The sequence below is a fragment of the Rhizobium sullae genome (assembly GCF_900169785.1).
Classification (GTDB): Bacteria; Pseudomonadota; Alphaproteobacteria; order Rhizobiales; family Rhizobiaceae; genus Rhizobium; species Rhizobium sullae.
The window spans coordinates 43,664-69,889 of the sequence record NZ_FWER01000004.1 but is presented as its reverse complement, the minus strand read 5'-3'; the positions used below and the strand labels follow the sequence as shown (position 1 = coordinate 69,889).

Here is a 26,226-nt window from a genome sequence, read left to right as displayed (position 1 = left end):
TCCTGTTGCACGCATCTACATATGTTCAGGTAACGCCAGCCCAAACTAAGGTTTCAGCGGCCGGTCTTTATGTCTTTAAGATGGTATCTTTAGCCCAATTGCGCAAGGCGTTTCTTAAGAAAGGGTTAACTTCCACAGATTCGTGGTGAATCGCCACCGGTGCAAAAAGAAGAGCCGCAAAAGCGGCTCTCAAGGTAAAACAGGGAGAAAAATCAGACCAATTCACCGCATGGGAAACTGTCTGAGATCCAGAGAAAATCTGGATGAGAACAGTAATATCTTATAAGGCTTAATATTCTATTAAGACTGTTTCGCATTAAGACTTGTGGCAGCGGTTTTTCGCGCGCTTGCAGCCTTTATCCTTTTCTAAGAGCGAAAAAGGCTTTCTGCCGCCGCGCGGCCCGAAGCCTTCCTTGTCACTTCGGCCTCGATGCGGGCGATCTCCGCCTTCAGCACTTCGACTCGTTCCTTCAACTCGTCCTCGGAAAGCATCGAAAGATCGCTTCCGATTTCGTAAGCCACCTTCTTCTGCGGCCGGTCATCGTCAATGAAGCTCATGAGCAGTCCTCCGTTCGGTTCCTCAGCCGTATTTTACCGCAGGATCGCTGCTTTCGGGAGGCTTGTTTGACACTCGTTCGGCAAGCGACATGCTTTCGGGCGTGAGCATCTGGGAGGTGCCGGTCGGAATGGTCGTATACATCTCACGCTCGCTTGCTGGCACTGCGGCGCGAATGCGGCTGCGGATGATTGCGTAAACGGTGATCAAGACATGCGACAGCCCCGTGACGAGGAAGAGCGCATACGGACTGACGATTGACATCACAGGACCGCCGATCGTCGGTCCGATCACCGTCCCGATGCCGTAGAGCAGCAGCAGTCCGCCCGAAACTTTCACGAAATCCTCGGAGGAGGCGAAGTCGTTCGCATGCGCGACGGCGATCGGATAGAGCGTGTTGGCGACCGCGCCGTAAAGAATGACAAGGCCGATCAGGACAACCGGCGAGGAGGGGTGCAGCAAGACGATCAGCACGCCGGCGACCGCGGCAATCGCCGACATGGCTGCCAGAACATAGCGGCGGTCGATGCGATCGGAAAGGCGCCCGGCGGGAAGCTGCATCAGTGCGCCGGCGAAAATGGTGGCGCTCATCATGATTGCGATACTGGCGTCGGAAAGCCCCGCGCCGGCGCCGAAAACCGCGCCGAGCGTACCGTAGGCACCGTTGGCGATGCCGACCATCAGGATGCCGAGGCAGGAGACGGGCGAATTGCGGTAGAGCGCAGGCAGGTCGAGCTTCACGGCCTTCAGCGGTTGCGGCGAGGCTGCAGTCGAAAGCGTCGTGGGCAGCATCGCGATGCAGTAGAAGATGCCGCAGACCATGAAGAGCAACGGCGTTCGCACGTCTTCCAGCGGGATCATCATCTGCCCGCCAACGACACCGAGAAGCGTGATGCCGATATAGAGCGAAAAGATTGCGCCGCGGCTTTCGTTCGTGGCGCGTTCGTTCAGCCAGCTTTCGATGATCATCGAGGTGCCGGCGGTCGAGAAGCCTGTGACGGCACGCAGCGCGATCCACCACACGGGATCGATGACGATGCCGCTGAACAGGGCGCTGATGGCGATGATCGAGATGAAACCGGAGAAGGCGCGCACATGGCCCACGCGCCGCACCAGTTTAGGGGCGACGAGGCAGCCGACGACAAAGCCTGCGGCCCAAGACGTACCGAGCAGGCCGAGCGTGGTCGTGGCATAACCTTCGAGATTGCCGCGGACGGGAAGCAGGATGCCCTGCAGACCATTGCCCATGAAGAGGAAAAGCGTTCCGAAAAGCAGCGCGGCGACGGACAGCAGATTTCTTCTCATTTCCCCACTCTCGGCGAGTTCGATTTAAAGAGTCATAAGACGAGACGCTGTCCGTCCTGTCCCAATAATGTTGATTGTGCCCCGGAATGCCGTTACGGCATGAAGAAACGCTGTGTTCGCGCGGAATAATGTCGGTCCTGTGACATTCTGAAAATATTGGAAAATAATGCCGTGACAAAGCTGCTGGCGCTGGTGCTCATCCTTGCCATGGTCATACAGATCATCAAGCCGCTGGGGCTGCCCGGTTTGCGGCGCCGGATGGACTTTTGGAAGATTGCGCTGGTCGCGTTCGCGGTTTGGGCGGTTGCCCTCCTTGGCCGCGACCTGATCGCCTAGACGGTGATCTCACCGCGCATGACCGGCACGCAGGCGCCGGAGATCGAGACGTCCGTCACCACGCCATCCTTCTTGACGACATCGACTTCGATGATGCTGCGCCGGCCCATTTCGACACCCTGTTCGATCGTCAAGCGCCGGGTCGTCGTCTGCTCCGGCGCAAGGGAAACGAGATAGGCGGAAAGGGCCGCTGAAGCGCTGCCGGTCGCGGGGTCTTCCGGGACGTTGTCCAGCGGCGCGAACATGCGGGCGCGGATAGTCCAAGGCTCCTCGGGCGAGCGGGCATAGACGAACAGTGAGAAATCGTGATTGCCTTCGGCGTTAGGGCCGGCGGCGTCCTGGAAATGCGTCAGATTCGGGCGTGCGGCGCCAAGCGATGCCGGGCCGTCGAGTTCGGCAACCGCGAAGGAGAGGCCGACGGAGACGAAAACCGGTTGATGGGTTGAGTTGAGGATTGCGTGGCTGTCGATGCCGATGCAGCGCGCAACGGTTTCTTCCGAGACGGCAGCCCCGATATCCAGAGGCCGAGGCGCGCGGATCGTTGCAGCGGTTACCCGGCCCTCGACGCGGCGAAGCGCCACTTCGACCAGTCCGGCCCTTTCTTCGAAACGAAGCGTGTCTCTGACTGGCTTGCCGAAGATTTCCTTCTGCTGGCCGAGAACATAGGCCGTTCCGACATTCGGATGGCCTGCGAAGGGGATCTCCATCGTCGGCGTGAAGATCCGGACGTTCGCCGTGTTGGCGGGGTCCCTGGGCGACAGGACGAAGGTGATTTCGGAATATCTGAATTCCGCTGCGATCTTCTGCATCGTCTCGGTGCCGAGTTCTTCCGCGCCCATGACGACCGCAAGAGGATTGCCTTCGAAACGGTTGGAGGTAAAAACGTCGACAGTCGTATAGGAAAGGATAGTCATCGCGGCTCCGATATTTTGGATGCCGCGATAATCGGTCACGTCTTTCGGTCGCGAAAGCGCAATCTTGTCGTGGTGACAAAAGAAAAGCCCGGCGCGCCGGCCGGGCTTGATGGAGTCTTAAGGCAGGTTTCAAGCCGCCTTTTCGAGTTCCTGTCTCCAGCTGCCCTTGGCGGCAAGGCTGTTCATTTCGGCGCGATGGCTGAAGGCGCGCTGACCGGCGGCAACGTTCTCCGGCTTGCCGCCCCAGGCCTTCAGTGCTGTATCCTGCAGGGCGCGGCCATACGAGAAAGTGACTTTCCAAGGCAGGTCGAACCCGGAATTGATCGCCGAAAGATGAGCTGTCGCCTCTTCGGTAGACTGACCGCCGGAAAGGAAGGCAATACCGGGAACGGCGGACGGAACCGTGCGCTTCAACACCTCGACGGTGCGTTCGGCGACTTCCGCGACGGATGCCTTGCGGGCGTTCTTGCCGTCGATAACCATGTTCGGCTTCAGGATCATGCCTTCGAGGCTGACACGCGCATCAGCGAGTTCTTCAAAGACGGTGCGCAGCGTCCATTCGGTGACCTGGGCGCAGCGATCGATAGTGTGGTCGCCCGGCTTGCCGTCCATCAGGCATTCCGGCTCGACGATCGGCACGATACCAGCTTCCTGGCAGAGCGCGGCGTAGCGGGCGAGCGCGTGGGCGTTCGCCTTCATCGAACCCCAAGTTGGGAGCGACGAAGAGATAGCGATCACACCGCGCCATTTGGCGAAGCGGGCGCCGGCTTCATAATATTTGGCAAGGCGGCCGGCGAGACCGTCGAGGCCTTCGGTGATCGTTTCGCCCGGATACTTCGCCATCGGCTTGGCGCCGATATCGACCTTGATGCCGGGAATACTGTCTGCAGCCTTGATGATGTCGACGAAGGGCGTGCCGTCGGCCGCCTTCTGATAGAGCGTCTCTTCGTAGAGGATGACGCCCGAGATGTATTTCTTCATGGCCTCTTCGGAGCGGAAGAGCATTTCGCGATAATCGCGGCGGCTGGTTTCAGTCGATTCCAAGCTGATCGTATCGAACCGCTTTCCAATCGTACCGGTCGATTCATCGGCGGCAAGCAGCCCCCGGCCACCCGCTACCATCTTTGCTGCAATGTCTTCCAGGCGTTCGCTCATTTTTCACTCTCTCCAGGACAAGAAAATCGGCAACCAGAATGAATATAGGTCGGCGATAACAGAAGTTTATAGCCAGGAGAATGGAGCGCTAAGTCATTGAAACGATTGAAATCGTTTCAATCGTTTGAAACTTTGAGATTTTTTTCGCCGCGTGAGCAAAAGACCGCGAAAGCCTGAAAGCCTCCGCGTTCTATCCACATGTAAAGATTGCCAAATCAGCCGGGCGGCTACTTGCCGGAAAGGACGGCAATACCCGGCAGGACCTTGCCTTCCATCCATTCGAGGAAGGCGCCGCCTGCCGTCGAAACATAGCTGAAGTCATCAGCGGCGCCGGCATGGTTCAGTGCCGAAACAGTATCGCCGCCGCCTGCGACGGACGTGAGCTTGCCAGCCTTGGTACGCTCGGCGGCATACTTCGCGGCTGCGACTGTCGCCTTGTCGAAAGGCTCGATTTCGAAGGCGCCGAGCGGTCCGTTCCAGACCAGCGTCTGGGCGCGCTCGATCCAGGCCTTGACCACGTCGACCGACTTCGGACCGACGTCGAGTACCATGGCGTCTTCCGGAATGGCGTTGATGTCGACGGTCTCGTTGGCTGCACCCGCTTTGAATTCGCGCGCGACGACGCCGTCTTCCGGCAGGATGATCGCGCAGCCGGCTGTTGCGGCTTCGATCATGATCTGCTTTGCGGTTTCGCCAAGGTCATGCTCGCAGAGCGACTTGCCGACATTGGTGCCGCGGGCGGCGAGGAAGGTATTGGCCATGCCGCCGCCGATCACCAGAGCGTCGACCTTCTTTACGAGGTTCATGAGCAAGTCGATCTTGGTGGAAACCTTGGCGCCGCCGACGATGGCAACGACCGGGCGGACTGGATTGCCGAGGCCCTTTTCGAGCGCTTCGAGTTCCTGCTGCATCGTGCGGCCGGCATAAGCGGGAAGCAGGTGGGCAAGGCCTTCGGTGGAAGCATGGGCGCGATGCGCGGCAGAGAAAGCGTCGTTGACATAGATGTCACCGTTGGCAGCGAGCGCCTTGGTGAATTCTGCGTCGTTCTTTTCCTCACCCTTGTGGAAGCGGGTGTTCTCGAGAAGCAGGATATCGCCGTCCGTCATTCCGGCGACGGCCGAAGCAGCGGCTTCGCCGATCGAGTCCGATGCGGTCGCGACCGGCCTGCCGAGCACCTTGGAAACGTCCGGCGCGATCAGCGAGAGCGAGAGGTCCGGCGAGGGGCCTTCCTTCGGTCGGCCAAAATGCGCAAGCAGAATAACCTTGGCACCCTTCTTCGACAGTTCGAGGATCGTCGGAGCAACGCGTTCGATGCGCGTCGTGTCGGTAACCTTGCCGTCCTTTACGGGCACGTTGAGGTCGACGCGGACGAGAACACGCTTTCCGGCGATGCCGTTGAGGTCGTCGAGAGTCTTGAAAGCTGCCATGGGACTATCCGTTCATTAATTGCCTTGGAAAGTGGCCGACCATAGCAAGGATGCCTCAAGACGCAAGGCGTTCAACCGCGGTTTTCAGGCGCGTTTTCGTCAGGATCCGGCGCGCTGACGGCTATGGCCTCCGGAGTTTTACGGCCCTTGAGGCGGTCGCGGATACGCTGGACGATGTCGTGCAGATTGATGAAGATCGGCAGCGTGATGGCGGGTTCGACAGCCTCGAGCGACATGCCGACCGAGGTGATATGGTCCTGATCATCGAGGTCGCGAACGATCAGAATGATCGAGCCAAGACGGACGCGATCGGCATAGTCCGCCTTGCCGCCGAGGCGCTGCTTCATCAGTTCGGCGATGGTCAACCCCCTCTCGGATTCATTCAAAAGGCCCGGGCCGTAGGCAGCATCCAGATCGGCGGCCGGCCGGGCGGGGGAGAGCGCGAAAGCACCGAAAAACTCGGCATCGTCGGCATCCACTGGCGCACGGCTGGCGAAAAGCCGGTCAAGCAGGCGCGAGTAGCTCGGCACGATGAAAAGGTAGACAAGATCGTTCTCGCGTAGCCGCCCGGCATATTGATAGCGCATCGACTTGCCGTCGCGGATGACGAGCGAAGGGGTAGCCCAGCGGGGGATGCGTTCGCCGCGAAGGATCGGGCTGTCCTTAATGACGCGATAGGAGAGCAGTTCGTGGTTTGCCGCACCCGGCAGATCGACCTCCACCTTGTCGACCGCGCCCATGCGCGGGGGGATGATGAGGCCGAGTTTCTTGGCCACCGGCTTGATGGTCCAACCCTGGATCAACAGCGAGACCAGCACGATGATGAAGGCGGTGTTGAAGAATATTTGCCCGTTCTGCAATCCCCCGAGAATCGGCATGATGGCAAGCAGGATCGAGACCGCGCCGCGAAGGCCGACCCAGGCGACGAAGCCGATCTCCTGCTGCGTATAGTCAAAAGGCAGGAGCGAAAGCCAGATGGCGAGCGGACGGGCGACGACGATCAAAAACAACGCCAGCGCAACCGCTGGAAGGATGATTGCCGGAAACTGCGAAGGCGTTGCGAGCAGGCCGAGGACGAGGAACATGATGATCTGCGCGAGCCAGGTCATGCCGTCCTGAAAGCGCTTGATTGATCCTAGCGCCGGAAGCTTGCGGTTTCCCGCATAGATGCCGGCGACGTAAACGGCCAGGAAGCCACTGCCGCCGACGGCGCCTGCGAAAGAAAACACGAGCATCGCAAGGCCGAGCACGAAGATCGGCGTGAGGCCGCGATCGGTGTCCAGACGGCCGACGACCTGTGCGATCATCATGCCGCCGAGCAGCCCGAGAATGACGCCAAGGCCCATTTCCTGAATGAACATCGCGAGCATGCCGATATTGATGCCGGCATAGCCTTCGCCGCTCGCGAGCAGCTCAACGAGGGCGATGGTGAGGAAGATCGCCATCGGATCGTTGGTGCCGGATTCCACTTCGAGCGTGGAGCGCACCTTGTCGCGAATGTTGATGCCGCCGATACGCAGCAGGAAGAAGACGGCGGCGGCGTCCGTCGAAGCGACGATCGAGCCGAGCAGCAGTCCCTCGAGCCAGCTGAAATTGAGGAGCCACATGGCGGCCACGGCAAAGAGGCCGGCGGTGATCAGCACGCCAATGGAGGCAAGCGTCAGCGAAGGTATGGCCGCGAGCTTGAAGGCGTGGATCGTCGTACCGAAGCCGGAATCAAAGAGAATGACGGCAAGCGCGATCGAGCCGAGGATATAGGCAAGGTAATTGTTGCTGAATTCGATGCCGAGCCCATCCACGCCCGCAAGCAGGCCGATTGCCAGGAAGAGCAGAAGCAGCGGAGCGCCAAAGCGAAAGGCGAGCAGGCTCGAGAAGGCCGCAAGAAGCACAAGCGCCGTCGACACCAGCACGACGATATAGAATGCTTCCACGTCTGTCCCCTTTCATTCCCCGCGCCTCAAGACAGTCCGGGCATTGCAGCTATTCCGCCCTCCATGCTTCATTCCGCCTGCATCAGTAAACGGCAAAACGGGCCGGAAGGGTAGGCCTTGCGGCTTAACCTCGCTTGCCTGCGGCTTCATGCTGCTGAACGGCGCCGGACGGCTGGTCGGTGGGAATGCTACGGGAGAGATTCTCTTTGAAGAATGTAGAGGCAAATCAGGCAAGAGCAGGGCAGGGAAGAAGAGGCCGGCACTTTTGTTTTTTGAATTATCCGTGGATGCTGCTCAATTGCTCAAACAAAAGCGGCCCGGTTTTCCCGAGCCGCCTTCCTAAATCTGCTTTTCGCTAAGCTCAGATAAGCTTTGCAAAGGCAACGGCTGTATCGGCCATGCGGTTGGAGAAGCCCCACTCGTTGTCGTACCAGGTGAGGATACGGACGAAGGTGCCTTCCATGACCTTGGTCTGGTCAACCGCTAAGATCGAGGACTGGCTGTCGTGGTTGAAGTCGCGGGAAACCAGCGGCTCCTCGGTGTAGCCGAGAACGCCCTTCAGCTTGCCGTTGGCGGCAGTCTTGATGGCTTCGTTGATTTCCTGAACGCTGGTTGCCTTCTTGGCAACGAACTTGAAATCGACGACGGAGACGTTCGGGGTCGGGACGCGGATCGACGTGCCGTCGAGCTTACCCTTCAGTTCTGGCAGGACGAGGCCGACGGCCTTGGCTGCACCTGTCGAAGTCGGGATCATCGAGAGTGCTGCAGCGCGGGCGCGGTACAGATCCTTGTGCATCTGGTCGAGCGACGGCTGGTCGTTAGTGTAGGAGTGGATGGTCGTCATGAAGCCGTGGTCGATGCCGACGGCGTCATTCAGCACCTTAACGACCGGAACCAAGCAGTTCGTCGTGCAGGATGCGTTGGAGATGACCATGTGCTCCTTGGTGAGCTGGTCGTGGTTGACGCCGTAGACGACGGTAAGGTCAGCGCCGTCGGCAGGCGCCGAGACGAGGACGCGCTTTGCGCCGGCGGTGAGGTGAGCCGCGGCCTTGTCGCGCGCGGTGAAGATGCCCGTGCACTCCATGGCGATGTCGACGCCGAGTTCCCGGTGCGGCAGGGTCGCCGGATCCTTGATCGCCGTCACCTTGATCGGCTTGCCGTTGCCGACGATGATCGTATCGCCTTCAACCTTCACGGTTGCCGGGAAGCGGCCGTGGATCGAGTCGTAACGCAGCAGGTGGGCATTGGTTTCGACAGGGCCGAGGTCGTTGATGGCGACCACTTCGATGTCGGTGCGGCCGGATTCAACGATAGCACGGAGAACATTGCGGCCGATGCGGCCAAAGCCGTTGATGGCAACCTTTACAGTCATTTGCATTCACTCCCTAGATATGGGGCTTGCGGATGAGTGGAGAGCGCTGGAACGCTCCCCTTTAGAGCTTGGCTTCTGCTGCGGCGACGACGGCTTCCGCCGTGATGCCGAAATGCTTGTAGAGTTCCTTGTACGGGCCGGACGCACCGAAGGTCTTCATGCCGATGAAGGTGCCTTCCGGGCCGATAAAGGCGTCCCAACCTTCGCGGACGGCGGCTTCGACTGCGATCTTGACCGGCGACTTGCCGAGGACCGCATTGCGGTAGGCTTCCGGCTGCTCGAAGAAGAGTTCGGTGCAAGGAACGGAGACGACGCGGGTGGAAATGCCCTTGCCTTCCAGCGTGGCGCGAGCGGCGACGGCGATCTCGACTTCGGAGCCCGATGCAAAGATCGTGACCTTGGCATCGTCGGAGCCGGCGAGCGTGTAGGCGCCTTGGGCCGACAGGTTCTTTTCGCTGTATTCAGCGCGCACAGCCGAGAGGTTCTGGCGGGTGAGCGCCAGGCCTGACGGACGGTTCGGCGTCTTGATGGCGATCTGCCAGCATTCGGCAGTTTCCGTGGCATCGGCCGGGCGGAAGATCATCAGGTTCGGGACGGCGCGCAGTGCGGCGAGCTGTTCGACCGGCTGGTGGGTCGGACCATCTTCGCCGAGGCCGATCGAGTCATGTGTCAGCACGTGTATGACGCGGATGCCCATCAGCGAGGCGAGACGGATTGGCGGGCGGCAATAATCCGAGAAGATCAGGAAGCCGCCGCCGTAGGGGATCAGGCCGCCGTGCAGCGAGATGCCGTTCATGGCGGCCGCCATGCCGTGTTCGCGGATACCATAATGCATGTAGCGGCCGGAGAAGTCTGTCGGGGTGATCGACTTCATCTGGCTGGTCTTGGTGTTGTTTGAAGGCGTCAGGTCGGCAGAGCCGCCTAGCGTTTCCGGCAGGAAACCGTTGATGACTTCGAGCGCATCTTCCGAAGCCTTGCGGGTCGCGACCGTCGGCTTGGTTTCGGCAAGCTTCTTCTTGTATTCGCTGATCGCGGCATCGAAGCCGGGCGGCAGTTCGCCGGCAAAGCGGCGGGTGAACTCGCCCTTCTTGCCGGAAGCGTCGAGGCGACCTTCCCAGGCCCTGATAGTTTCTGCAGAACGGGTGCCCGCTTTGCGCCAGGCGTCCAGAACGTCGGTCGGGACAGTGAAGGCTTCGGCGTCCCAGTTCAGCGCTTCGCGGGTCGCGGCGATTTCGTCGGCGCCGAGCGGGTTGCCGTGCACCTTGTGGGTGCCCTGCTTGTTCGGCGCGCCAAAGCCGATGATCGTCTTGCAGGCAATCATCGTCGGGCGGTCAGATTTCTGCGCGGCTTCGATAGCGGCGGCAATGGCAGACTGGTCATGACCATCGACCTCGATCGTGTTCCAGTGCACGGACTTGAAGCGCGCAACCTGGTCGGTCGAATCCGACAGCGACACTGCGCCATCGATTGTGATCGAATTGTTGTCCCAGAAGACGATGAGCTTGTTGAGCTTCAGGTGGCCGGCAAGCGCGATGGCCTCCTGGCTGACGCCTTCCATGAGGCAGCCGTCGCCTGCGATCACATAGGTATAGTGTTCAAGCAGGTCGGAACCGAATTCCTCGCGCAGTTTGCGTTCGGCGATCGCCATGCCGACCGAATTCGCGATACCTTGGCCGAGCGGGCCGGTCGTCGTTTCGATGCCGGTAGCGTGACCGTATTCCGGATGGCCGGCGGTCTTCGAGCCGAGCTGGCGGAACTGCTTGATGTCCTCGATCGACATGTCCGGATAGCCGGTCAGATAAAGCAGCGAATAGAGCAGCATGGAGCCGTGACCGGCTGACAGCACGAAGCGGTCGCGGTTCGGCCAGTGGGGCTGCTGGGGATCGAAGTTCAGGTACTTCGTAAAGAGAACGGTTGCAACATCCGCCATGCCCATCGGCAGGCCCGGATGGCCCGAATTTGCCTTTTCGACGGCATCCATGGAGAGAAAACGGATCGCATTCGCCATGCGGTCATGTTGTTCGGGAGAGGTCATGGCTTTTCCACGGGGTTCCGGTGTCGGGAGATGGCCTCAAGCCTTGTGTAGGCCATCGATGAAAGCGGGTGAGACATAGCAGTTGGAACGGCCAAGTCAATAAATTGCAGGCCATATCCGGGCGGGGTGCGACGATTTTTGACATTTGATCGGGCGCTTGTACAAAAGACGAATCTTCTATCATGGGTAGGATGTATTTCAGTCATCCACAGAATAGGCCCCATGCCCGGGTACGGCTTTTATTGACGTGCCGTCGGCTAGCTGCATATCCTCTTGAAAACACTGGACCGGCACGGGCTGCCGATTCGAGAGGTCTTGCGCGGGGGAACGGGACAGCGACATGACGCCCACAGGCAAAACCATGGAAGCGGCGCTCAATGAGCTGAAACAGGCGATTTCCGGCCTGGAAAACGCCGTGGATATGCGCATCGAACGCCAGCGTGAGCAGGGCGACATCGAGGGCGAGGTTCGCCGTGTGCATGCCGACCGCTCCAAGCTGGCGCAGGAACTCGACCAGGCAGAATTCCGTGCCAACCGGCTGGAAGAGGTCAACCGCGAGGTTTCGCGGCGGCTGGTAACAGCAATGGAAACGATCCGGGCGGTTCTGGACCGCTAATGGGAAGACAGTGACATGGCACAGGTGACGGTAACGATCGACGGCAAGGCCTATCGAATGGCCTGCGAGGAGGGACAGGAGGACCACCTGACCGATCTTGCCAACCGCTTCGACCGTTATGTCGGCCATCTCAAGGGCCAATTCGGCGAAATCGGCGATCTGAGGATCACCGTCATGGCCGGGATCATGGTGATGGACGAAATTTCCGAGCTGAGCCGCCGCGTGACCGAGCTGGAAGCCGAACTCGAAACGCTGCGCAGCAATCGCGATACCGTTGCCGCGGCAACCGCGCGGACGGAAGAAGGCCTTGCCGAAGTGCTCGGAGAGGTGACGAGCCGCATTCGCGGCATCACCGACAAGCTCAACGGCCGGGCGCCTGCCGAGCTCAATTAAATTTGCGCAGCACGCTGGCGCAGCTTAATCAACGGCCTTATATATCGTGCTGCGATCTGCGCCTCTCGACAGGAACCACAATCCCTGGGGCCATACTCGATCCAAAGGGAGCTGTCCCTGACCAGGCTCGTGGGCCTGGACACACGGCACCCACCTACGTTTGTAGGCGCCCAGGATCGTAAACCTCCATCGGTTGCCGCGGATCGCACCTCATTTTTCGATGGCTGGGTTCCGCCCCTCGTCTATTCCGATATCTTTCTGCATATGCGCGTTCAGTGCTGTTGCCGGCTGCGGCTGGGCTGCGGATCTTTGCTGCTGGGCCGGCCCGGCGAGGCTGCTAAACGGAAGCAATGCATTCAGAATTTTTATCGAAAGCCTCATGGTCTATCTCCCATGCGGTCAATTTATGCTTGCTTTGCTTCACCGCATAATGAAACTCGATTGCTCTTATCATGAGAGATTTTCATGGCAGATCGTCCGTTGCCGCCGCTTTCGACCTTGCAGGCCTTCTGCGCTATCGCGGAGACAGGAGGCTTTGGACGGGCCGCGGAACGGTTGGGGCTGACACAGACGGCCGTCAGCCATCAGATCGCACAGCTGGAAGGCTGGATGGGCGGCCGGCTCTTCGATCGCGGGCGGCACGGCGCCCGGCTTTCACCTCTTGGTCTTAGGCTTCATCCCGAGATCGCGAGCGCACTTTCTTCGCTCGAGAGCGCTCTGCATCAGGCACGGGAAGCAAGCGCCAGTCCATCGCTGACGATCGCGACGACGCCCGAATTTTCAAGCCAGTGGCTTGCCCCACGTCTCGAGGCCTTCTGCCGACGCTATCCGAATATTGAAGTCCGCACCGCTGTTGGCTATCAGCGGCCGGATTTTTCAAGTGTCGATTTGGCGATCTGGCTCGGACATGGCGGTCCCGACCTTGTGACGGAGCCGCTGCTGCTCGACGAGGAATTCGTCGTCTCTGCGCCCGCTCTCTCAAGCAGGCTTCCAAGCCGGGGTGCCATTCGCGCCGCGCCGTTGCTGGTCTATCGCGGCATGCGGCACACTGTGCTCGACTGGCAGCGATGGTACGAGCAGGTGACTGTCCGAGATGATCCGAACGTCGAGCCGGTTGCCGGCTTCGACATTGCAAGAGCGGTCGATGAAGCACCGGTCTTCGATTCCTTCGAGGAGATGCTGCAGGCTTGCAGCAGGGGCAAAGGCTTTGCGCTGGTGCGCAGTTCGCTGGTCGCCGAGGATATTGCCGCCGGAAGGCTTGTGCGCTGTTTCGTCGAACGCCAGCCTGCAGCCCTCAACTATGCGATGCTTTATCCCGCCGGAGCTCTGGAAAAGTCGTCAGTGGCGCTCTTCCGCAAATGGCTCATCAGCGAGACAGAGCATCCTTAAGCGGGTACATAACATGAATTCAATTCACAAGTGCTGGGCCGCGCCATCGGATTATCGCCGCGGTGCCGCGCATCCATATTCGGACCCGAACAACAACTTGCCCCAAACTCTTGGGCACATCGTCAATCGGGTCATCTTATGCCACTTGCTCTTTTTGCCTTAACGATCGCGGCCTATGCGATCGGGACTACGGAATTCGTCATCGTCGGCCTGCTGCCGACAGTCGCCAATGATCTCCACATTACTTTGCCGCTGGCGGGCCTCATCGTCAGCATCTATGCGCTTGGTGTGACTTTTGGCGCGCCGATCTTGACGGCGCTCACCGGCCGTATCGCGCGCAAACCGCTGCTGCTCGGCCTCATGGCGCTCTTCATCATTGGCAATGCCATGGCGGCGTTCAGCCCCGGATATGCGCCGCTCCTCGTCGCGCGCGTGCTGTCGGCTTTCGCGCATGGCGTATTCTTCTCCGTCGGCTCGACGATTGCCGCCGATCTCGTGCCGGAAAATCGCCGCGCCTCGGCCATAGCCATGATGTTCATGGGATTGACCGTCGCGATCGTGACGGGCGTGCCGTTCGGCACCTTCATCGGCCAGACATTCGGCTGGCGGGTGACCTTTGCCGCCGTTGCTGGCCTCGGCGTCGTGGCCTTTGCCGGCATTGCGCTCCTGCTTCCCTCCAACCTCTCGAAAGGGCCGCCCGCGAGCATCAAGGATCAGGTCCGCGTGCTCGGCAGCGGCCGGTTGCTGATCGTCTTTGCCATGACCGCGCTCGGTTATGGCGGCACGTTCGTCGCCTTCACCTTCCTTGCGTCGATCCTGCAGGAGATCACGGGCTTTTCAGCGTCTGCCGTCAGCCTGATCCTCGTGCTCTACGGCGTCGCGATCGCCGTCGGCAACATCATCGGTGGGCGGATTGCCAATCGTGACCCGGTGAAGGCGCTGACTTGGCTCTTCATCGCGCAGGCGATTGTGCTCGTCCTCTTCAGCTTCACAGCGGTTTCGCCATGGCTGGCGATCCCGACATTAGCGGCTCTCGGCTTCCTCTCCTTTGCAAACGTGCCTGGCCTGCAGCTCTATGTCGTGCAACTGGCGCGGCAGGTCCGTCCGGCCGCCGTCGATGTTGCTTCGGCACTGAATATTGCTGCCTTCAATCTCGGGATTGCGGCAGGCGCCTGGATCGGCGGTTTGGTCGTCGAATCCTCCCTCGGGCTCGGCGCCACACCTTGGGTCGGCGCGATCCTCGTTGCCGCTGGTCTCGTCCTCACCCTCAGGAGCGGCGCGCTCGACCGCCGTTCCGCAACTGCTGTTGATGTCGTGGGCTGCGCCGCATGATTAATCCGGGGATAGGCGCCCCGGCGCCCGTCTCGTCCTGCGGTTTTCCATCAAAGGCGATCTTCGAGATCCCCCTTCAGTTGGTCCAGTATCGACAATGCGTGCCCTGCATAGGCGCTGATCCACCGGTCGTAGATGTGCTTGATCGGCAGGCTGTTGAGGTGGTTCCAGCGTTCGCGGCCTTCCTTCTTCGGGATAATGAGGCCGGCTTCCTCCAGAACTTTCAGATGCTGCATCACTGTGCAGCGGTCCATTTCTGCGAAGACTTCGCAGAGCATGCCGGTCGTGCGAGGGCCGTCCTTCAAAATGTCGAGAATTTCACGGCGCCGATAGTGGGCCAGTGCCTTGAAAACAGGGTCGTTATCCGATTCGCTTGACATGTTATGTTTTTATAACATAATGATGCCTATCACAATCGAAAAGAGGAGGAAGTGGAATGTCCCTCAGTATTCGCGTCGGCGGACGGATCGGACGTCCGGTCGCAGAAGTTTTCGATGCGGTGGTCAATCCGAAGAAGCTCTCGAGCTATTTCACGACCGTCGGCGGAGCGAGCGCGCCGCTCGTCAAAGGCGCGACCGTGACATGGTGGAAGGATTCTCCGGTCGAAGTGGTCGATCTCGTTCCGGAGCGCCTGATCGTGCTGCGCTGGGATGGGTGCACGGACGAGAACAATGCCCGCTACAAAACGACGGTCGAGATGAAATTCGATCCGCTGGAGGACGGCGGAACGATGGTGACAATTTCCGAGAACGGCTGGCATGAGGACGAGGCCGGCCGGCGCGGCACATATCTCAACTGCGAGGGCTGGGCCAACATGCTCTGCTGCATGAAGGCCTTTGCCGAACACGGCATCAACCTCCGGGAGGGCATGTTCCTCGCCGAAATGCGCGGTGAACCCGCCGAGGCTCCGGACTATGAGGCGCTCAAATGACGGAGCTGCTTTACGGAGGCGTCGATGTCGCCATGAAGGTGCCACCGCATCAGTATCAGCCGGTGCTCAGCTTTTATCGCGACGTCGTAAGGCTGAAGGAAATCGGCAAGGAAGGTGCGCGCGGTTTCGAGCTCGGGCCGATCCGGCTCTGGATCGACGAGGCACCGGCAATGAGCCAGGCGGAGCTTTGGCTGGAGCTCTTCACGCCGGATTTCGGTAAGGCGGCCGAGCATTTGGCAAAGGCCGGTGTGCCGCGGTGCGATCCGATCGAGGCGCTTCCCGAAGATTTCCGTGGCGGCTGGATCCTCAATCCGGCAAACATCGTCCATCTCGTCCGCGAGGCAGATGCATGGGAGGCGCCTTCGCCTTAATGTGATAGAGACGTCGCTTGCCTGCTGCACTGTGGGTGCTAGTTTCCGGAATCATTGTATCGATTAGATTCCAGGAGATTTCGAGATGCAGCTTGGCATGGTGGGTTTGGGCCGTATGGGCAATTATATGGTCCAGCGCTTGATGCGCGACGGCCATGAATGCGTCGTCTACGACGCAAAGCCGGAGAGCGTCGCCGATCTCGTTGGAAAAGGTGCGGTCGGCAGCGGCTCGCTTGAGGAGTTCGTCTCGAAGCTTTCCCGACCGCGTGCCATCTGGCTCATGCTACCGGCAGCGATCACCGACAAGGTGATCGCCCAGCTCGTGCCGCTGCTGTATGACGACGACATCATCATCGACGGTGGCAATTCCTACTATCACGACGACATCCGTCGCGGCGCCGAACTGATCACCAAAGGCATCCACTATGTCGACGTCGGCACCAGCGGCGGCGTCTTCGGTCTGGAGCGCGGCTATTGCCTGATGATCGGCGGCGAGAAAGGCATCGTGCAAAACCTCTCACCGATCTTCGCGTCGCTGGCGCCCGGCGCCGGCAGCACGCAGCCTTCGACCAATCGCAAGCCGGACCCCAACAGCACGGCAGAGCTGGGCTATCTGCATTGCGGCCCGCATGGCGCGGGCCATTTCGTCAAGATGGTTCACAATGGCATCGAATACGGCCTCATGGCCGCCTATGCCGAGGGGCTGAACATCCTGAAGCGGGCGAACATCGGGGCGGCTAGCAATGAGGCAGATGCCGAAACCGCGCCGCTCTCCCACCCCGAACATTATCGCTACGATTTCAACCTGCAGGATGTCGCCGAGGTATGGCGGCGCGGCAGCGTCATCACCTCGTGGCTGCTCGACCTGACCTCGGACGCGCTGCACGCCGATCCGGCGCTGACGAAATATGCGGGCCGCGTTTCGGACTCTGGCGAAGGCCGCTGGACGATCATGGCGGCGATCGACGAAAGCGTGCCCACGCCGGTGCTGAGCGCTGCGCTCTATGGCCGGTTCTCTTCGCGCGACAATGACGAGTTTGCTAACAAGGTGCTTTCCGCCATGCGCGCCGGCTTCGGCGGCCATGTGGAAAAGCCTAAGGATTAAAGGATTCTGCAGGATCGATGCGAAGCCCGCGCAGCGCCCGCTGCGCGGGCTTCTCTTTCGTACAGCACGATATATGGTTGAGGCAGCAACAACAGAGGGGCAAGGCGATGGGTCTGAGAATTTGCGCGCACGGGGTCCTGCGGTTGCTAATGCCACTGCTTGCCTTCATCGTTATCGCGGGGAGTGCGGGTGCGCAGACGACAGCTCCGGCCGCTCCGGTGCCTGCAGCCCAACCACCTGCAGAGATCCAGCAGATATTGCAACTGATGCAGACGCCCCAGGTAAAGGAATGGATGGCGGCTCAGACGAACGCCGCACCGCCTGCCGTTTCAGATGACGCCGGACAGATGTCGGTGCTCTCCGACCTCGTCGACCATGCACGCCGCCATGTGGACACGGTGTCTGACGCTGCCATGGATCTGCCTGAGGAGGTGGGCGATGCCTCGGAGATCGTCGAGCGGGAGATCGCGCCGAGCGGCTGGTGGTTGGTGACGACGAAAGTGCTCGTGCTTTTCGTGGCGGGAGCGGCTGCGGAATTACTGCTGCGTCTCATTGTCCCGCGATTGCGAATCCGCCGCGCCGACGGCGAGGTGGTGACCGTTGCTCATCACGCCGCGGCGAACCTCCTCTATCGTATCGTGCCGGCGATCGTCTTTGCCGTGGCGACGCTCGTACCTTTGTTGATGTTCAGCTGGCCACCGGTCACCCGGTCGATGGCGATTGCCATCGCCATCGCCCTCATCGTCGCCCGTTTCACCATCGCATTTGGACGTTTGTTGGTGGCGCTTGTCACACTGCCACGGGCCGACGGCGAACGCGACGTCTCGCGGGCGCAGGCTTTGTTCTGGTTTCGCCGGTGCGCCATCTTCGTGATCTATTTCGCTTTCGGATGGGCTGCGATCCAACTCATGGTGCCGCTCGGCTTTTCGGCCGGAGCCCGCTATTTCATTGCCTATGTCCTCGGCATCGGTCTGTTCCTGATCGCGTCCGAAGCGGTCTGGTCGCGGCCGTCGGAGGAAGGGCAGCGTAGCGCTGGCCTTTCCTGGGGGCTGACGCTCTATTTCGCTTTGCTCTGGGTCCTCTGGGTCACCGGTTTCAACCTCTTGCTCTGGATCGGTATTTACTCGGTATTGCTGCCGCGGGCGCTCGCTGTTGCCACGCTTGCCGTCCGTTCGCTGCACCAGGCGGAGGCAGGGTTCCTGGCGAAACGCCGGATCGCCGCGGCGCTGCTTGATCGAGGCGTCCGCGCGATCATCATCACGGCAGCCGCCGTCTGGTTCGGGCGCATGCTCGGCTTTGCTGCGGACCGGATGGCGATGGGCGAGACGATGCTGGACCGCCTTACTCGGGGAGCAATTGGCGGCATCGTCATTCTGCTTGCGGCCGATCTGCTTTGGCATCTGGCACGCGCCTACATCAACGGCAAGCTGGACGATTCACGTATCGATGGAGCAGTCACCGACGAGGAGAAGGCCAGGCGCGCGCGGCTGCAAACACTACTGCCTATCTTTCGCAACATCCTTGCCGTTGTCATCGCCGTCATCGCCGTCTTGATGGTGCTTGCCGGTCTCGGTATTCAGATCGCGCCACTGATCGCCGGTGCCGGCGTTGTCGGTGTTGCCGTGGGTTTCGGAGCGCAGGCGATCGTCAAGGATGTCATCAGCGGCATGTTCTATCTGTGGGACGACGCCTTCCGCGTCGGCGAGTATATCGAGAGCGGCAGCCACAAGGGCGTCGTCGAGTCCTTCAGCCTGCGCTCGGTGAAACTCCGCCATCATCGCGGACCGCTGACGACGGTGCCTTTCGGGGAACTCGGGGCGATCAAGAACCTCAACCGAGACTGGACGATCGACAAGATCAGCCTCAACGTGACCTACGACACCGACCTTGTGAAAGCGAAGAAGGTGATCAAGCAGATCGGTCAGCAATTGCTCGAGAATCCCGAATTCGGGCCGCATATCATCGAGACGCTGAAGATGAAGGGCGTGGAGCAGTTCGGCGAATTCGCGATCGAGATCCGGCTGTCTATGATGACCAAGCCGGGCGAGCAATTCGTCATCCGCCGCAACGCCCTGGCGATGATCCGCAATGCCTTCAAGGAGAACGGCATTGAATTCGCGGTGCCTACGGTGCAGGTCTCGGGCGAGGGGCGCGAAACCGAGGCGCGTGCGGCGGCGGCGCGCCAAATAATGCAAAGGCCGGATGCCGCAAGCGAGCCTGCGAGCTGAAAATTCCGAGGCTCGTGCCGGGCAGGCGTCTTCTCTTGCCTTTCGATTGCCGAACCTTACGAAAATGCAATGTTCCGTTGCGTTTGGCGGCGCTAATTCTGCCCCAATTCAAGCCGAGTGACACGCAAACGGCGGCGGTGGGTATCGTCCGGCATCAGCTTGAATGCCGCGTATCCTCCCGGAATGATCCGCCAGGCGGCAAATCGGCAGGTAGAGATGGCGAGTGACGGCAGCTTGGAAGAGGTCGAAGTCGCGGAGAACGGGGGTGCGCGCGGGCTCTTGCGGCGCTATCGGCCTCACCTGGTGGCGATCGCCACTCTTTTTGTTTTCTGCATCGTCGGATATGCGATCGTCCAGCTCACGGATGAGGTGCGCTATGATGACGTCGTCGCTGTGCTCGCCAACACGCGCCCCAGCGCTATTCTGCTTGCGCTTCTCTTTACCGTATTGAGCTTCCTGGCTCTCATCTTTTACGACCTCAATGCCATCGACTATATCGGCAGGAGGTTGCCCGTTCCGCATGTCGCATTGACCGCGTTCAGCGCTTATGCGGTTGGTAACACAGCCGGCTTCGGCGCGCTGAGCGGCGGGGCGATCCGCTATCGCGCCTATTCGCGCCTTGGCCTAACACCGGAAGATATCGGCCGTGTCATTGCCTTCGTTACCCTGTCCTTCGGGCTTGGACTCGCAGGGGTCGCATCGATCGCGCTGATGATCATCGCCGATGAAATCGCACCCCTGGTGGGCACAAGCGCATTGCTGCTGCGGCTGGTCGCGGGCGCGATCATCGCCGCTCTCGGCGCGCTCCTCTTGCTCGGACGCGATGGTCGGGCGATCCATATCGGCCCGATCGCAATCCGCCTGCCGGATTCGCGCACGTGGTCGCGCCAGTTCCTCGTGACCGCCTTCGATATCGCGGCTTCGGCCACGGTTCTTTATGTTCTGCTGCCGCAGACGGCGATCGGCTGGCCGGTGTTTCTTGCGGTCTATGCGATTGCCGTCGGGCTCGGGGTGCTGAGCCATGTTCCGGCTGGGCTTGGCGTTTTTGAGACCGTGATCATCGCTGCGCTCGGGAGCGCCGTAAATGTCGATGCGGTTCTCGGTTCACTGGTCCTCTACCGGCTGATTTATCATGTGCTGCCGCTTCTGATCGCCGTGCTTGCGGTATCGGCAACCGAATTTCGGCGCTTTGTCGATCATCCGGCGGCTTCCAGCATCCGGCGCATCGGCGGACGGCTGACGCCGCAGCTGCTTTCGGCCCTGACGCTCCTTCTGGGCGCCATGCTGATCTTTTCGAGCGTCACGCCGACGCCGGATCAGAATCTCGAATTCCTTGCCAATTATCTGCCGCTGCCGATCGTCGAGGGCGCGCACTTCCTCTCCAGTTTGATGGGTCTGGCGTTGGTCGTTGCCGCGCGCGGTCTCGGTCAGCGGTTGGATGGCGCCTGGCTGGTGGCGGTCATCGCCGCGGTCGCCGCGCTGGCGCTTTCGCTACTCAAGGCCGTAGCACTTGTGGAGGCGGTGTTCCTCGCCTTTCTTATTTTCAGCCTGATTGTCGGCCGCCGACTATTCACCCGTCATGCCTCGCTGCTGAACCAGGCGCTAACGGCATCATGGATGACGGCGATTGCCGTGATCTGCGTCGGCGCTGTCGTCATCCTGCTCTTCGTCTACCGCGACGTGGAATACAGCAACGAGCTGTGGTGGCAGTTCGAATTCACTGGCGAGGCGCCGCGCGGGCTGCGCGCCATTCTCGGCCTCACGATCATCTCCTCGGCAATTGCGATCTTCAGCCTGCTGCGCCCCGCCGCCTTCAAGCCGGAGCCCGCGACGGAGGAGGCGCTCCGGCGCGCGGTCGAGATCGTCAGGACGCAGAATGATGCGGACGCCAATCTCGTGCGCATGGGCGACAAGAGCATCATGTTTTCCGAGGAGGGGGATGCTTTCATCATGTATGGCCGACAGGGCCGCTCCTGGATCGCGCTCTTCGATCCCATCGGGGCAAAGCACGCGACGCCGGAACTCGTCTGGCGCTTCGTCGAGGCAGCGCGGGCGGCCGGCTGCCGGGCGGTGTTCTATCAGATTTCTCCAGCACTTCTCTCCCACTGCGCCGATGCGGGGCTGCGTGCCTTCAAGCTCGGCGAGCTGGCCGTCGCCGATCTGACGAACTTTGAAATGAAGGGCGGCAAATGGGCAAACCTGCGGCAGACCGCAGCGCGCGCGCAGCGCGACGGGCTGGAGTTCGAAGTCATCCCGCCCGAGGCGGTGCCCGGTATCATCAATGAGCTTGCGGCGGTTTCGAATGCCTGGCTCGAACATCACAACGCCAAGGAGAAAGGCTTCTCGCTCGGCGCCTTCGAACCGGGCTACGCAAGCGCCCAGCCGGTCGGTGTGTTGAAGAAGGATGGCAAGATCGTCGCTTTCGCCAATATTCTGGTCACCGAGACGAAGTCGGAAGGCACGATCGACCTGATGCGCTTTTCGCCGGAGGCGCCCAAGGGTTCGATGGACTTTCTCTTCGTGCGGATCATGGAATATCTGCGTGGCGAGGGCTACACGCACTTCAACCTCGGCATGGCGCCGCTTTCGGGCATGTCCAAGCGCGAGACGGCACCGGTCTGGGATCGCATCGGCAGCACGGTCTTCGAACACGGCGAGCGCTTCTACAATTTCAAAGGCCTTCGCGCATTCAAATCAAAATTTCATCCGCACTGGCAGCCGCGCTATCTTGCGGTCTCCGGAGGGGGCAATCCGATGATTGCGTTGATGGACGCGACCCTTCTCATCGGCGGCGGATTGAAAGGAGTCGTCAGGAAATGATCAGAGGATATCTTCTCGCAGCCGCATGCGTGATTGCGCTGACAGCGCCGGCTGCCGCTGCCGAGGAAACCACGCAGAGTTTCGAAACCGGGCTCATTCCCTCGCCGCACATCTTCCTGCCGGATGGCGACGTCAAGGGCGCGGTGATGCTGATCTCGGATGGCGCCGGCTGGGGCGACAAGGAAAAGGCGGAGGCCGACAGTCTGGTGCAGGAGGGCACTGTCGTCATCGGCGTCGACTTCCCCTCCTATATGGATGCACTGCGCAAGTATGATCTCAGCGAGAATGATGGCTGCATCTATCTGGTTTCCGACATTGAGTCGCTTAGCCAGCAGGTGCAGCGCGCCGCGGGCAACACCGCCTATCATCTGCCGATAATCGCCGGTATCGGCGAGGGCGGCGCATTGGCGCTGGCGATTGCGGCGCAGACGCCGGATGCGACGATCGGCCGAACGCTGGCTGTGGATCCGGTCGCCGGCATTCCTCTGACCCAACAGCTCTGCACGCCGGCCTCGAAGAAGACCGTCGACGGCAGGATGGTCTACGGCCTTGCTAGAGGTGGCCTTCCGAACCCGATCATTGCCGCCTTCACCTCCGCCGCGCCGGAAGACGGGCGCATGCATGCCGAGGCACTGAAGAAGGATCATCCGGAAATCGAGATTCGCGATGCCGGGGATGATGCCCAGTCGACGCTTTCAGACATCTTGGAAGACCTGATCGCGGCCTCCGGAAGTACAGACAATCCGCTCGGACTGCCGCTTGCCGTGCTTGATGCCAAGCCGTCCTTGGACACCATGGCCATCATCTATTCCGGCGATGGTGGCTGGCGCGATATCGACAAGGAAGTGGGTGCGGCGCTGCAGAAAGAGGGCATTCCCGTCGTCGGCGTCGACTCGCTTCATTATTTCTGGTCGGAGCGCCAGCCCCAGGAGACGGCTGACGATCTGGCGAAGATCATCGAATTTTATCGCAAGCAGTGGAAGGTGAAGCACGTTCTTCTGATCGGTTACTCTTTCGGAGCCGATGTCGTGCCTGCCACCTACAACAGGCTGAAGGCTGCCGACAAAGCGGCGATCGCCCAGGTGTCGCTGCTCTCGCTGTCGCATGAGGTGGACTACGTGATTTCCGTCATGGGCTGGCTCGGCCAAAAGACCGAGGGTGCTGCCGGCGACCCGGTCGATGATCTGAAGGCCATCGGCCCAAAGCTTGTGCAATGTATCTACGGTAAGGACGACGATGACGAGGTCGCCTGCCCCGCACTGAAGGATAGCGGCGCCGATGTCGTCGAGCTGCCGGGCGATCATCACTTCGACGAGAATTACGATCTGCTGACGAAGACGATCGTCGACCGTCTGAAATCGCAGCTTACCGATTAACGCATCAGCGTCTCTTCGCTCCAACCCAGAGCGGCAATCTCGGCACTGCGAAGCTTCGCGTCGTCGTTGACGATGAATTCGTCAAGCTGCGGCGGCTTCACACTAGTTCCGGCGAGCATCGCATGCGCTTGGCCGCGATGATGCGTCTGGTGCTGGAAAAGGTGGCTCAGCACGTCGTCGGCCCGCTCTTTCTGAACGCGGCCGGCGCGCTGGAGATCGATAACGGCCGCAAGCCTTTCCGGTGTCAGGGCTTCGCAGAATGCCACGAGGCGCTGATCGACCTTGCGCTGCTCGCCAGCAAGCGAGGCGGCCGTATCGAAAGGCTCTTCGACTTCCCAGGCTTTCGGACCAAGAGTGCCGCCCTCGAGCGCATCGACATAGAACCAGTCGACGGTGATGACATGGTTCAGCGTCGACTTGATCGAGGGAAAGAAGCTTACGCCCTCCGCCTCGAACTCCCCGGGACGCAGGGACGCGCAGGCGGCAAGTAAGCGATGGTTCGCAAGCGCATTATTATAGGCAAGCTTGCGAAACACCCGGCACGGATCGAAACTTGGCATCGCGCATCCTCCTCTTCAGGTTCATTCGAATACAACTTGGGACAGTTCCTCGGATCGCGATTGCCGCCGCCAAATGAGATGAGGTGGCGCGGCGCCCACGACACTGCCGCCCAGAATCGTCAGAAACCCCGTCGCGTGATCACTCAATCGCCTTCCTGAAACAGCCGGAACTGTGCGGCTTCGAGGTCCTTCGGGGGCTGCATACCGAGATGTTTCCAGGCCGTTGCGGTCAGCACGCGGCCGCGCGGCGTGCGCTGGATGAAGCCCTGCTGGATCATGTAAGGTTCGATGATGTCCTCGATCGCGTCGCGCGGTTCGGAGAGGCCAGCGGCGATCGTTTCGATGCCGACCGGGCCGCCGCCGAAATTGACGGCGATCATGTTGAGATAGCGCTTGTCGAGCTGGTCGAGGCCGACGCTGTCGACGAGCAGGCGGGTGAGCGCCTCGTCGGCGATCTCGCGGGTGACGGCTTCGGCTTTGGCGACTTCGGCGAAATCGCGCACGCGGCGAAGCAGCCGGCCGGCGATGCGCGGCGTGCCGCGGGCGCGGCGCGCAATTTCGCGGGCGCCGTCGTCGGTCATCGGCAGGTTCATGAGGCGGGCGCCGCGGCGCACGATCAGTTCCAGTTCTTCTACGGTGTAGAAGCTCAGACGCACCGGAATGCCGAAGCGGTCGCGAAGGGGCGTCGTCAGGAGACCGAGGCGCGTGGTCGCGGCAACGAGGGTGAATTTCGAGAGATCGATCTTCACCGAGCGGGCGGCCGGGCCTTCGCCGATGATGAGGTCGAGCTGGAAATCCTCCATCGCTGGATAGAGGATTTCCTCGACGGCCGGGCTCAGGCGGTGGATCTCGTCGATGAAGAGTACGTCGCGCTCTTCGAGATTCGTCAGCAGCGCCGCAAGGTCGCCGGCTTTCGCGATGACCGGGCCGGACGTGGAGCGGAAGTTGACTCCGAGCTCCTTCGCCATGATCTGCGCCAGCGTCGTCTTGCCGAGGCCCGGCGGCCCCACGAAGAGGACATGGTCCAGCGCCTCGCCGCGGTTCTTGGCGGCTTCGATGAAGACCTTCAGATTCGCTCGCGCCTCCGCCTGGCCGGTGAACTCGTCCAGCGACTGCGGACGCAGCGTCACATCCAGATCTTCGCCCCGCTTTTCCGGCGATATCAGGCGGGCAGGTTCGGTCATGCGAGAAGTTCCATTCCGGGAATCGCCCTAGCAGCCTTGCGATCAAATGTGATGACTTTCCGGCAACCGTCCCTGAGACCTGCCCACACGACGAGATAATCGGCGAGATTCGTTTCCGGGGGGCTCTGCGCCGCGACCAATATATTCAGTTCATCGGCATGCTCAACGACAACTTCAGCGGAAGCCAGAAGCAAGCGAAGCATCTCAATGATCTGCGGTTGCGGGTAACTCAAACCATCATGGTAAGAAACCGGGTTTTCGCCAATCACCGCGCCAATTCCTTCAATCCCAACCTGATCAGTTTGGCGCTGTCAGCACCTTCGCCTGCCGTTTTCATCGCAGCAGCAACAGCATTGGCGGCCTGGTCACGCGAATAGCCGAGATTCGTCAACGCAGAGACGGCATCGGAGACGGGTGCCGAAGCGACACCTTCGCCAAGTTCCTGCTTGAGACCGATATTGATCGCCTCGCCGGCAAAGGCGGGGGCCTTGTTCTTCAACTCGGTGACGATACGGACCGCGACTTTCGGGCCGACACCCTGCGCGCGGGAGACGGCCGTTCTGTCCTGCAGGGCGATGGCATTGGCAAGTTCGCTCGGCGTCAGGATGGAGAGGATGGCGAGCGCCACCTTCGCGCCGACACCCTGGACGCTTTGCAGCAGGTTGAACCATTCGCGCTCTAACGCTGTCATGAAGCCGAAGAGCTTCAGCTGGTCTTCACGCACGTAAGTCTCGATGAAAAGCGCGCAAGCTTCTCCCTGCGAACCGAGCCTCGACAGCGTGCGGCCGGAGCAATAGGCGACGTAGCAAACGCCGTGGACGTCGACAAGTACATGGTCGTCGCCGATTTCGTCGATGGTGCCTTTGAGCTTGCCGATCATGAAGAGGTCC

General features: G+C 60.7%; 24 protein-coding genes and 1 other RNA gene. 12 read left to right on the top strand and 13 right to left on the bottom strand.

The window, feature by feature from the left end; all coding sequences use genetic code 11:
- Positions 1-366: 366 nt before the first annotated feature.
- Together BN1800_RS04995 and BN1800_RS04990 are read right to left on the bottom strand one after the other, a co-directional pair.
- Entirely contained in the window at positions 367-558 is a 192-nt protein-coding gene (locus tag BN1800_RS04995; protein WP_027508082.1) for a DUF1192 domain-containing protein, read from the bottom strand.
- Positions 559-580: 22 nt separating this feature from the next.
- A complete protein-coding gene (locus BN1800_RS04990) occupies positions 581-1,861 on the bottom strand; it encodes an MFS transporter (protein WP_027508083.1) in 1,281 nt (426 codons plus the stop codon).
- Between the two features lie 171 nt (positions 1,862-2,032).
- Here BN1800_RS04990 and BN1800_RS41275 point away from each other — a divergent pair, with 171 nt between their 5' ends.
- Positions 2,033-2,197 carry a hypothetical protein gene (locus tag BN1800_RS41275; RefSeq protein ID WP_086995614.1) on the top strand — a complete coding sequence of 55 codons (165 nt, stop codon included), beginning with the start codon at positions 2,033-2,035 and terminating at the stop codon, positions 2,195-2,197.
- On the opposite strand, the gene BN1800_RS04980 is transcribed toward BN1800_RS41275, so the two are convergent.
- From BN1800_RS04980 to tkt, 6 genes are all read right to left on the bottom strand, one after another.
- A complete protein-coding gene (locus BN1800_RS04980) occupies positions 2,194-3,111 on the bottom strand; it encodes a PhzF family phenazine biosynthesis protein (protein WP_086995611.1) in 918 nt (305 codons plus the stop codon). The two genes, BN1800_RS41275 and BN1800_RS04980, sit on opposite strands and share 4 nt — an antisense overlap.
- A gap of 129 nt (positions 3,112-3,240) precedes the next feature.
- Positions 3,241-4,266 carry a class I fructose-bisphosphate aldolase gene (locus BN1800_RS04975; RefSeq protein ID WP_086995086.1) on the bottom strand — a complete coding sequence of 342 codons (1,026 nt, stop codon included), beginning with the start codon at positions 4,264-4,266 and terminating at the stop codon, positions 3,241-3,243.
- A gap of 227 nt (positions 4,267-4,493) precedes the next feature.
- Complete coding sequence (locus BN1800_RS04970; RefSeq protein ID WP_027508086.1) at positions 4,494-5,693, bottom strand: phosphoglycerate kinase; 1,200 nt, start codon at positions 5,691-5,693, stop codon at positions 4,494-4,496.
- Positions 5,694-5,764: 71 nt separating this feature from the next.
- Positions 5,765-7,624, bottom strand: a complete 1,860-nt coding sequence (locus tag BN1800_RS04965; RefSeq protein WP_051336435.1) for a potassium/proton antiporter — start codon at positions 7,622-7,624, stop codon at positions 5,765-5,767.
- 361 nt (positions 7,625-7,985) lie between these two features.
- The gene (gap, locus tag BN1800_RS04960) at positions 7,986-8,996 is read right to left on the bottom strand and encodes a type I glyceraldehyde-3-phosphate dehydrogenase (protein ID WP_086995083.1); all 1,011 of its coding nucleotides are present in this window, start codon (positions 8,994-8,996) and stop codon (positions 7,986-7,988) included.
- A gap of 61 nt (positions 8,997-9,057) precedes the next feature.
- Positions 9,058-11,031, bottom strand: a complete 1,974-nt coding sequence (tkt, locus tag BN1800_RS04955; RefSeq protein WP_086995079.1) for a transketolase — start codon at positions 11,029-11,031, stop codon at positions 9,058-9,060.
- Positions 11,032-11,371: 340 nt separating this feature from the next.
- Between tkt and BN1800_RS04950 the strand changes: the two genes are divergently transcribed.
- The 5 genes from BN1800_RS04950 (at position 11,372) to BN1800_RS04930 (ending at position 14,761) form a co-directional block, all read left to right on the top strand.
- Complete coding sequence (locus tag BN1800_RS04950) at positions 11,372-11,647, top strand: DUF4164 domain-containing protein (protein ID WP_086995076.1); 276 nt, start codon at positions 11,372-11,374, stop codon at positions 11,645-11,647.
- A 15-nt stretch (positions 11,648-11,662) separates the two neighbouring features.
- Positions 11,663-12,040: a cell division protein ZapA gene (locus tag BN1800_RS04945; protein WP_086995073.1), complete on the top strand. Its 378-nt coding sequence runs from the start codon at positions 11,663-11,665 to the stop codon at positions 12,038-12,040.
- Positions 12,041-12,090: 50 nt separating this feature from the next.
- Positions 12,091-12,249: non-coding RNA, 6S RNA (gene ssrS, locus BN1800_RS04940), on the top strand.
- A 256-nt stretch (positions 12,250-12,505) separates the two neighbouring features.
- On the top strand, positions 12,506-13,429 hold the full coding sequence (locus BN1800_RS04935; RefSeq protein WP_086995070.1) for a LysR substrate-binding domain-containing protein: 924 nt from the start codon (positions 12,506-12,508) through the stop codon (positions 13,427-13,429).
- Between the two features lie 138 nt (positions 13,430-13,567).
- Positions 13,568-14,761, top strand: a complete 1,194-nt coding sequence (locus BN1800_RS04930; RefSeq protein WP_086995068.1) for an MFS transporter — start codon at positions 13,568-13,570, stop codon at positions 14,759-14,761.
- Positions 14,762-14,811: 50 nt separating this feature from the next.
- Here BN1800_RS04930 and BN1800_RS04925 read toward each other — a convergent pair whose 3' ends face one another.
- Positions 14,812-15,141: an ArsR/SmtB family transcription factor gene (locus BN1800_RS04925; RefSeq protein ID WP_086995065.1), complete on the bottom strand. Its 330-nt coding sequence runs from the start codon at positions 15,139-15,141 to the stop codon at positions 14,812-14,814.
- Between the two features lie 56 nt (positions 15,142-15,197).
- On the opposite strand from BN1800_RS04925, the gene BN1800_RS04920 reads away from it, so the two are divergent.
- From BN1800_RS04920 to BN1800_RS04895, 6 genes are all read left to right on the top strand, one after another.
- Positions 15,198-15,692: an SRPBCC domain-containing protein gene (locus BN1800_RS04920; protein ID WP_086995062.1), complete on the top strand. Its 495-nt coding sequence runs from the start codon at positions 15,198-15,200 to the stop codon at positions 15,690-15,692.
- Entirely contained in the window at positions 15,689-16,063 is a 375-nt protein-coding gene (locus tag BN1800_RS04915) for a hypothetical protein (RefSeq protein WP_086995059.1), read from the top strand. The genes BN1800_RS04920 and BN1800_RS04915 overlap by 4 nt, the downstream gene beginning before the upstream one ends.
- Before the next feature lie 85 nt (positions 16,064-16,148).
- Positions 16,149-17,168: a phosphogluconate dehydrogenase (NAD(+)-dependent, decarboxylating) gene (gene gnd / locus BN1800_RS04910; protein WP_086995056.1), complete on the top strand. Its 1,020-nt coding sequence runs from the start codon at positions 16,149-16,151 to the stop codon at positions 17,166-17,168.
- Positions 17,169-17,275: 107 nt separating this feature from the next.
- A complete protein-coding gene (locus BN1800_RS04905) occupies positions 17,276-19,396 on the top strand; it encodes a mechanosensitive ion channel family protein (RefSeq protein WP_086995053.1) in 2,121 nt (706 codons plus the stop codon).
- Positions 19,397-19,612: 216 nt separating this feature from the next.
- Positions 19,613-22,216: a bifunctional lysylphosphatidylglycerol flippase/synthetase MprF gene (gene mprF, locus BN1800_RS04900; protein ID WP_086995049.1), complete on the top strand. Its 2,604-nt coding sequence runs from the start codon at positions 19,613-19,615 to the stop codon at positions 22,214-22,216.
- Entirely contained in the window at positions 22,213-23,592 is a 1,380-nt protein-coding gene (locus tag BN1800_RS04895) for a virulence factor family protein (RefSeq protein ID WP_027508098.1), read from the top strand. The genes mprF and BN1800_RS04895 overlap by 4 nt, the downstream gene beginning before the upstream one ends.
- Here BN1800_RS04895 and BN1800_RS04890 read toward each other — a convergent pair.
- From BN1800_RS04890 to ruvA, 4 genes are all read right to left on the bottom strand, one after another.
- Positions 23,589-24,152 carry a DinB family protein gene (locus BN1800_RS04890; RefSeq protein ID WP_086995044.1) on the bottom strand — a complete coding sequence of 188 codons (564 nt, stop codon included), beginning with the start codon at positions 24,150-24,152 and terminating at the stop codon, positions 23,589-23,591. The genes BN1800_RS04895 and BN1800_RS04890 overlap by 4 nt on opposite strands.
- A 143-nt stretch (positions 24,153-24,295) precedes the next feature.
- Positions 24,296-25,336: a Holliday junction branch migration DNA helicase RuvB gene (gene ruvB / locus BN1800_RS04885; RefSeq protein ID WP_027508100.1), complete on the bottom strand. Its 1,041-nt coding sequence runs from the start codon at positions 25,334-25,336 to the stop codon at positions 24,296-24,298.
- Positions 25,333-25,605: a hypothetical protein gene (locus BN1800_RS41270; RefSeq protein ID WP_027508101.1), complete on the bottom strand. Its 273-nt coding sequence runs from the start codon at positions 25,603-25,605 to the stop codon at positions 25,333-25,335. Before BN1800_RS41270 ends, ruvB begins: the two co-directional genes overlap by 4 nt.
- Entirely contained in the window at positions 25,602-26,216 is a 615-nt protein-coding gene (gene ruvA / locus BN1800_RS04875; RefSeq protein ID WP_027508102.1) for a Holliday junction branch migration protein RuvA, read from the bottom strand. The genes BN1800_RS41270 and ruvA overlap by 4 nt, the downstream gene beginning before the upstream one ends.
- Positions 26,217-26,226 lie beyond the last annotated feature (10 nt).

Bases quoted from the DNA above. Each gene is read 5' to 3' on its own strand.
- BN1800_RS04925 (WP_086995065.1), bottom strand. From the start codon at position 15,141: ATGTCAAGCGAATCGGATAACGACCCTGTTTTCAAGGCACTGGCCCAC.
- BN1800_RS04945 (WP_086995073.1), top strand. From the start codon at position 11,663: ATGGCACAGGTGACGGTAACGATCGACGGCAAGGCCTATCGAATGGCC.
- BN1800_RS04990 (WP_027508083.1), bottom strand. From the start codon at position 1,861: ATGAGAAGAAATCTGCTGTCCGTCGCCGCGCTGCTTTTCGGAACGCTT.
- BN1800_RS04930 (WP_086995068.1), top strand. From the start codon at position 13,568: ATGCCACTTGCTCTTTTTGCCTTAACGATCGCGGCCTATGCGATCGGG.
- BN1800_RS04915 (WP_086995059.1), top strand. From the start codon at position 15,689: ATGACGGAGCTGCTTTACGGAGGCGTCGATGTCGCCATGAAGGTGCCA.
- BN1800_RS04890 (WP_086995044.1), bottom strand. From the start codon at position 24,152: ATGCCAAGTTTCGATCCGTGCCGGGTGTTTCGCAAGCTTGCCTATAAT.
- BN1800_RS04975 (WP_086995086.1), bottom strand. From the start codon at position 4,266: ATGAGCGAACGCCTGGAAGACATTGCAGCAAAGATGGTAGCGGGTGGC.
- mprF (WP_086995049.1), top strand. From the start codon at position 19,613: ATGGCGAGTGACGGCAGCTTGGAAGAGGTCGAAGTCGCGGAGAACGGG.
- BN1800_RS04920 (WP_086995062.1), top strand. From the start codon at position 15,198: ATGTCCCTCAGTATTCGCGTCGGCGGACGGATCGGACGTCCGGTCGCA.
- ruvB (WP_027508100.1), bottom strand. From the start codon at position 25,336: ATGACCGAACCTGCCCGCCTGATATCGCCGGAAAAGCGGGGCGAAGAT.
- BN1800_RS04935 (WP_086995070.1), top strand. From the start codon at position 12,506: ATGGCAGATCGTCCGTTGCCGCCGCTTTCGACCTTGCAGGCCTTCTGC.
- gnd (WP_086995056.1), top strand. From the start codon at position 16,149: ATGCAGCTTGGCATGGTGGGTTTGGGCCGTATGGGCAATTATATGGTC.
- BN1800_RS04995 (WP_027508082.1), bottom strand. From the start codon at position 558: ATGAGCTTCATTGACGATGACCGGCCGCAGAAGAAGGTGGCTTACGAA.
- ruvA (WP_027508102.1), bottom strand. From the start codon at position 26,216: ATGATCGGCAAGCTCAAAGGCACCATCGACGAAATCGGCGACGACCAT.
- BN1800_RS04970 (WP_027508086.1), bottom strand. From the start codon at position 5,693: ATGGCAGCTTTCAAGACTCTCGACGACCTCAACGGCATCGCCGGAAAG.
- BN1800_RS04950 (WP_086995076.1), top strand. From the start codon at position 11,372: ATGACGCCCACAGGCAAAACCATGGAAGCGGCGCTCAATGAGCTGAAA.
- BN1800_RS04895 (WP_027508098.1), top strand. From the start codon at position 22,213: ATGATCAGAGGATATCTTCTCGCAGCCGCATGCGTGATTGCGCTGACA.
- tkt (WP_086995079.1), bottom strand. From the start codon at position 11,031: ATGACCTCTCCCGAACAACATGACCGCATGGCGAATGCGATCCGTTTT.
- gap (WP_086995083.1), bottom strand. From the start codon at position 8,996: ATGACTGTAAAGGTTGCCATCAACGGCTTTGGCCGCATCGGCCGCAAT.
- BN1800_RS04905 (WP_086995053.1), top strand. From the start codon at position 17,276: ATGGGTCTGAGAATTTGCGCGCACGGGGTCCTGCGGTTGCTAATGCCA.
- BN1800_RS04980 (WP_086995611.1), bottom strand. From the start codon at position 3,111: ATGACTATCCTTTCCTATACGACTGTCGACGTTTTTACCTCCAACCGT.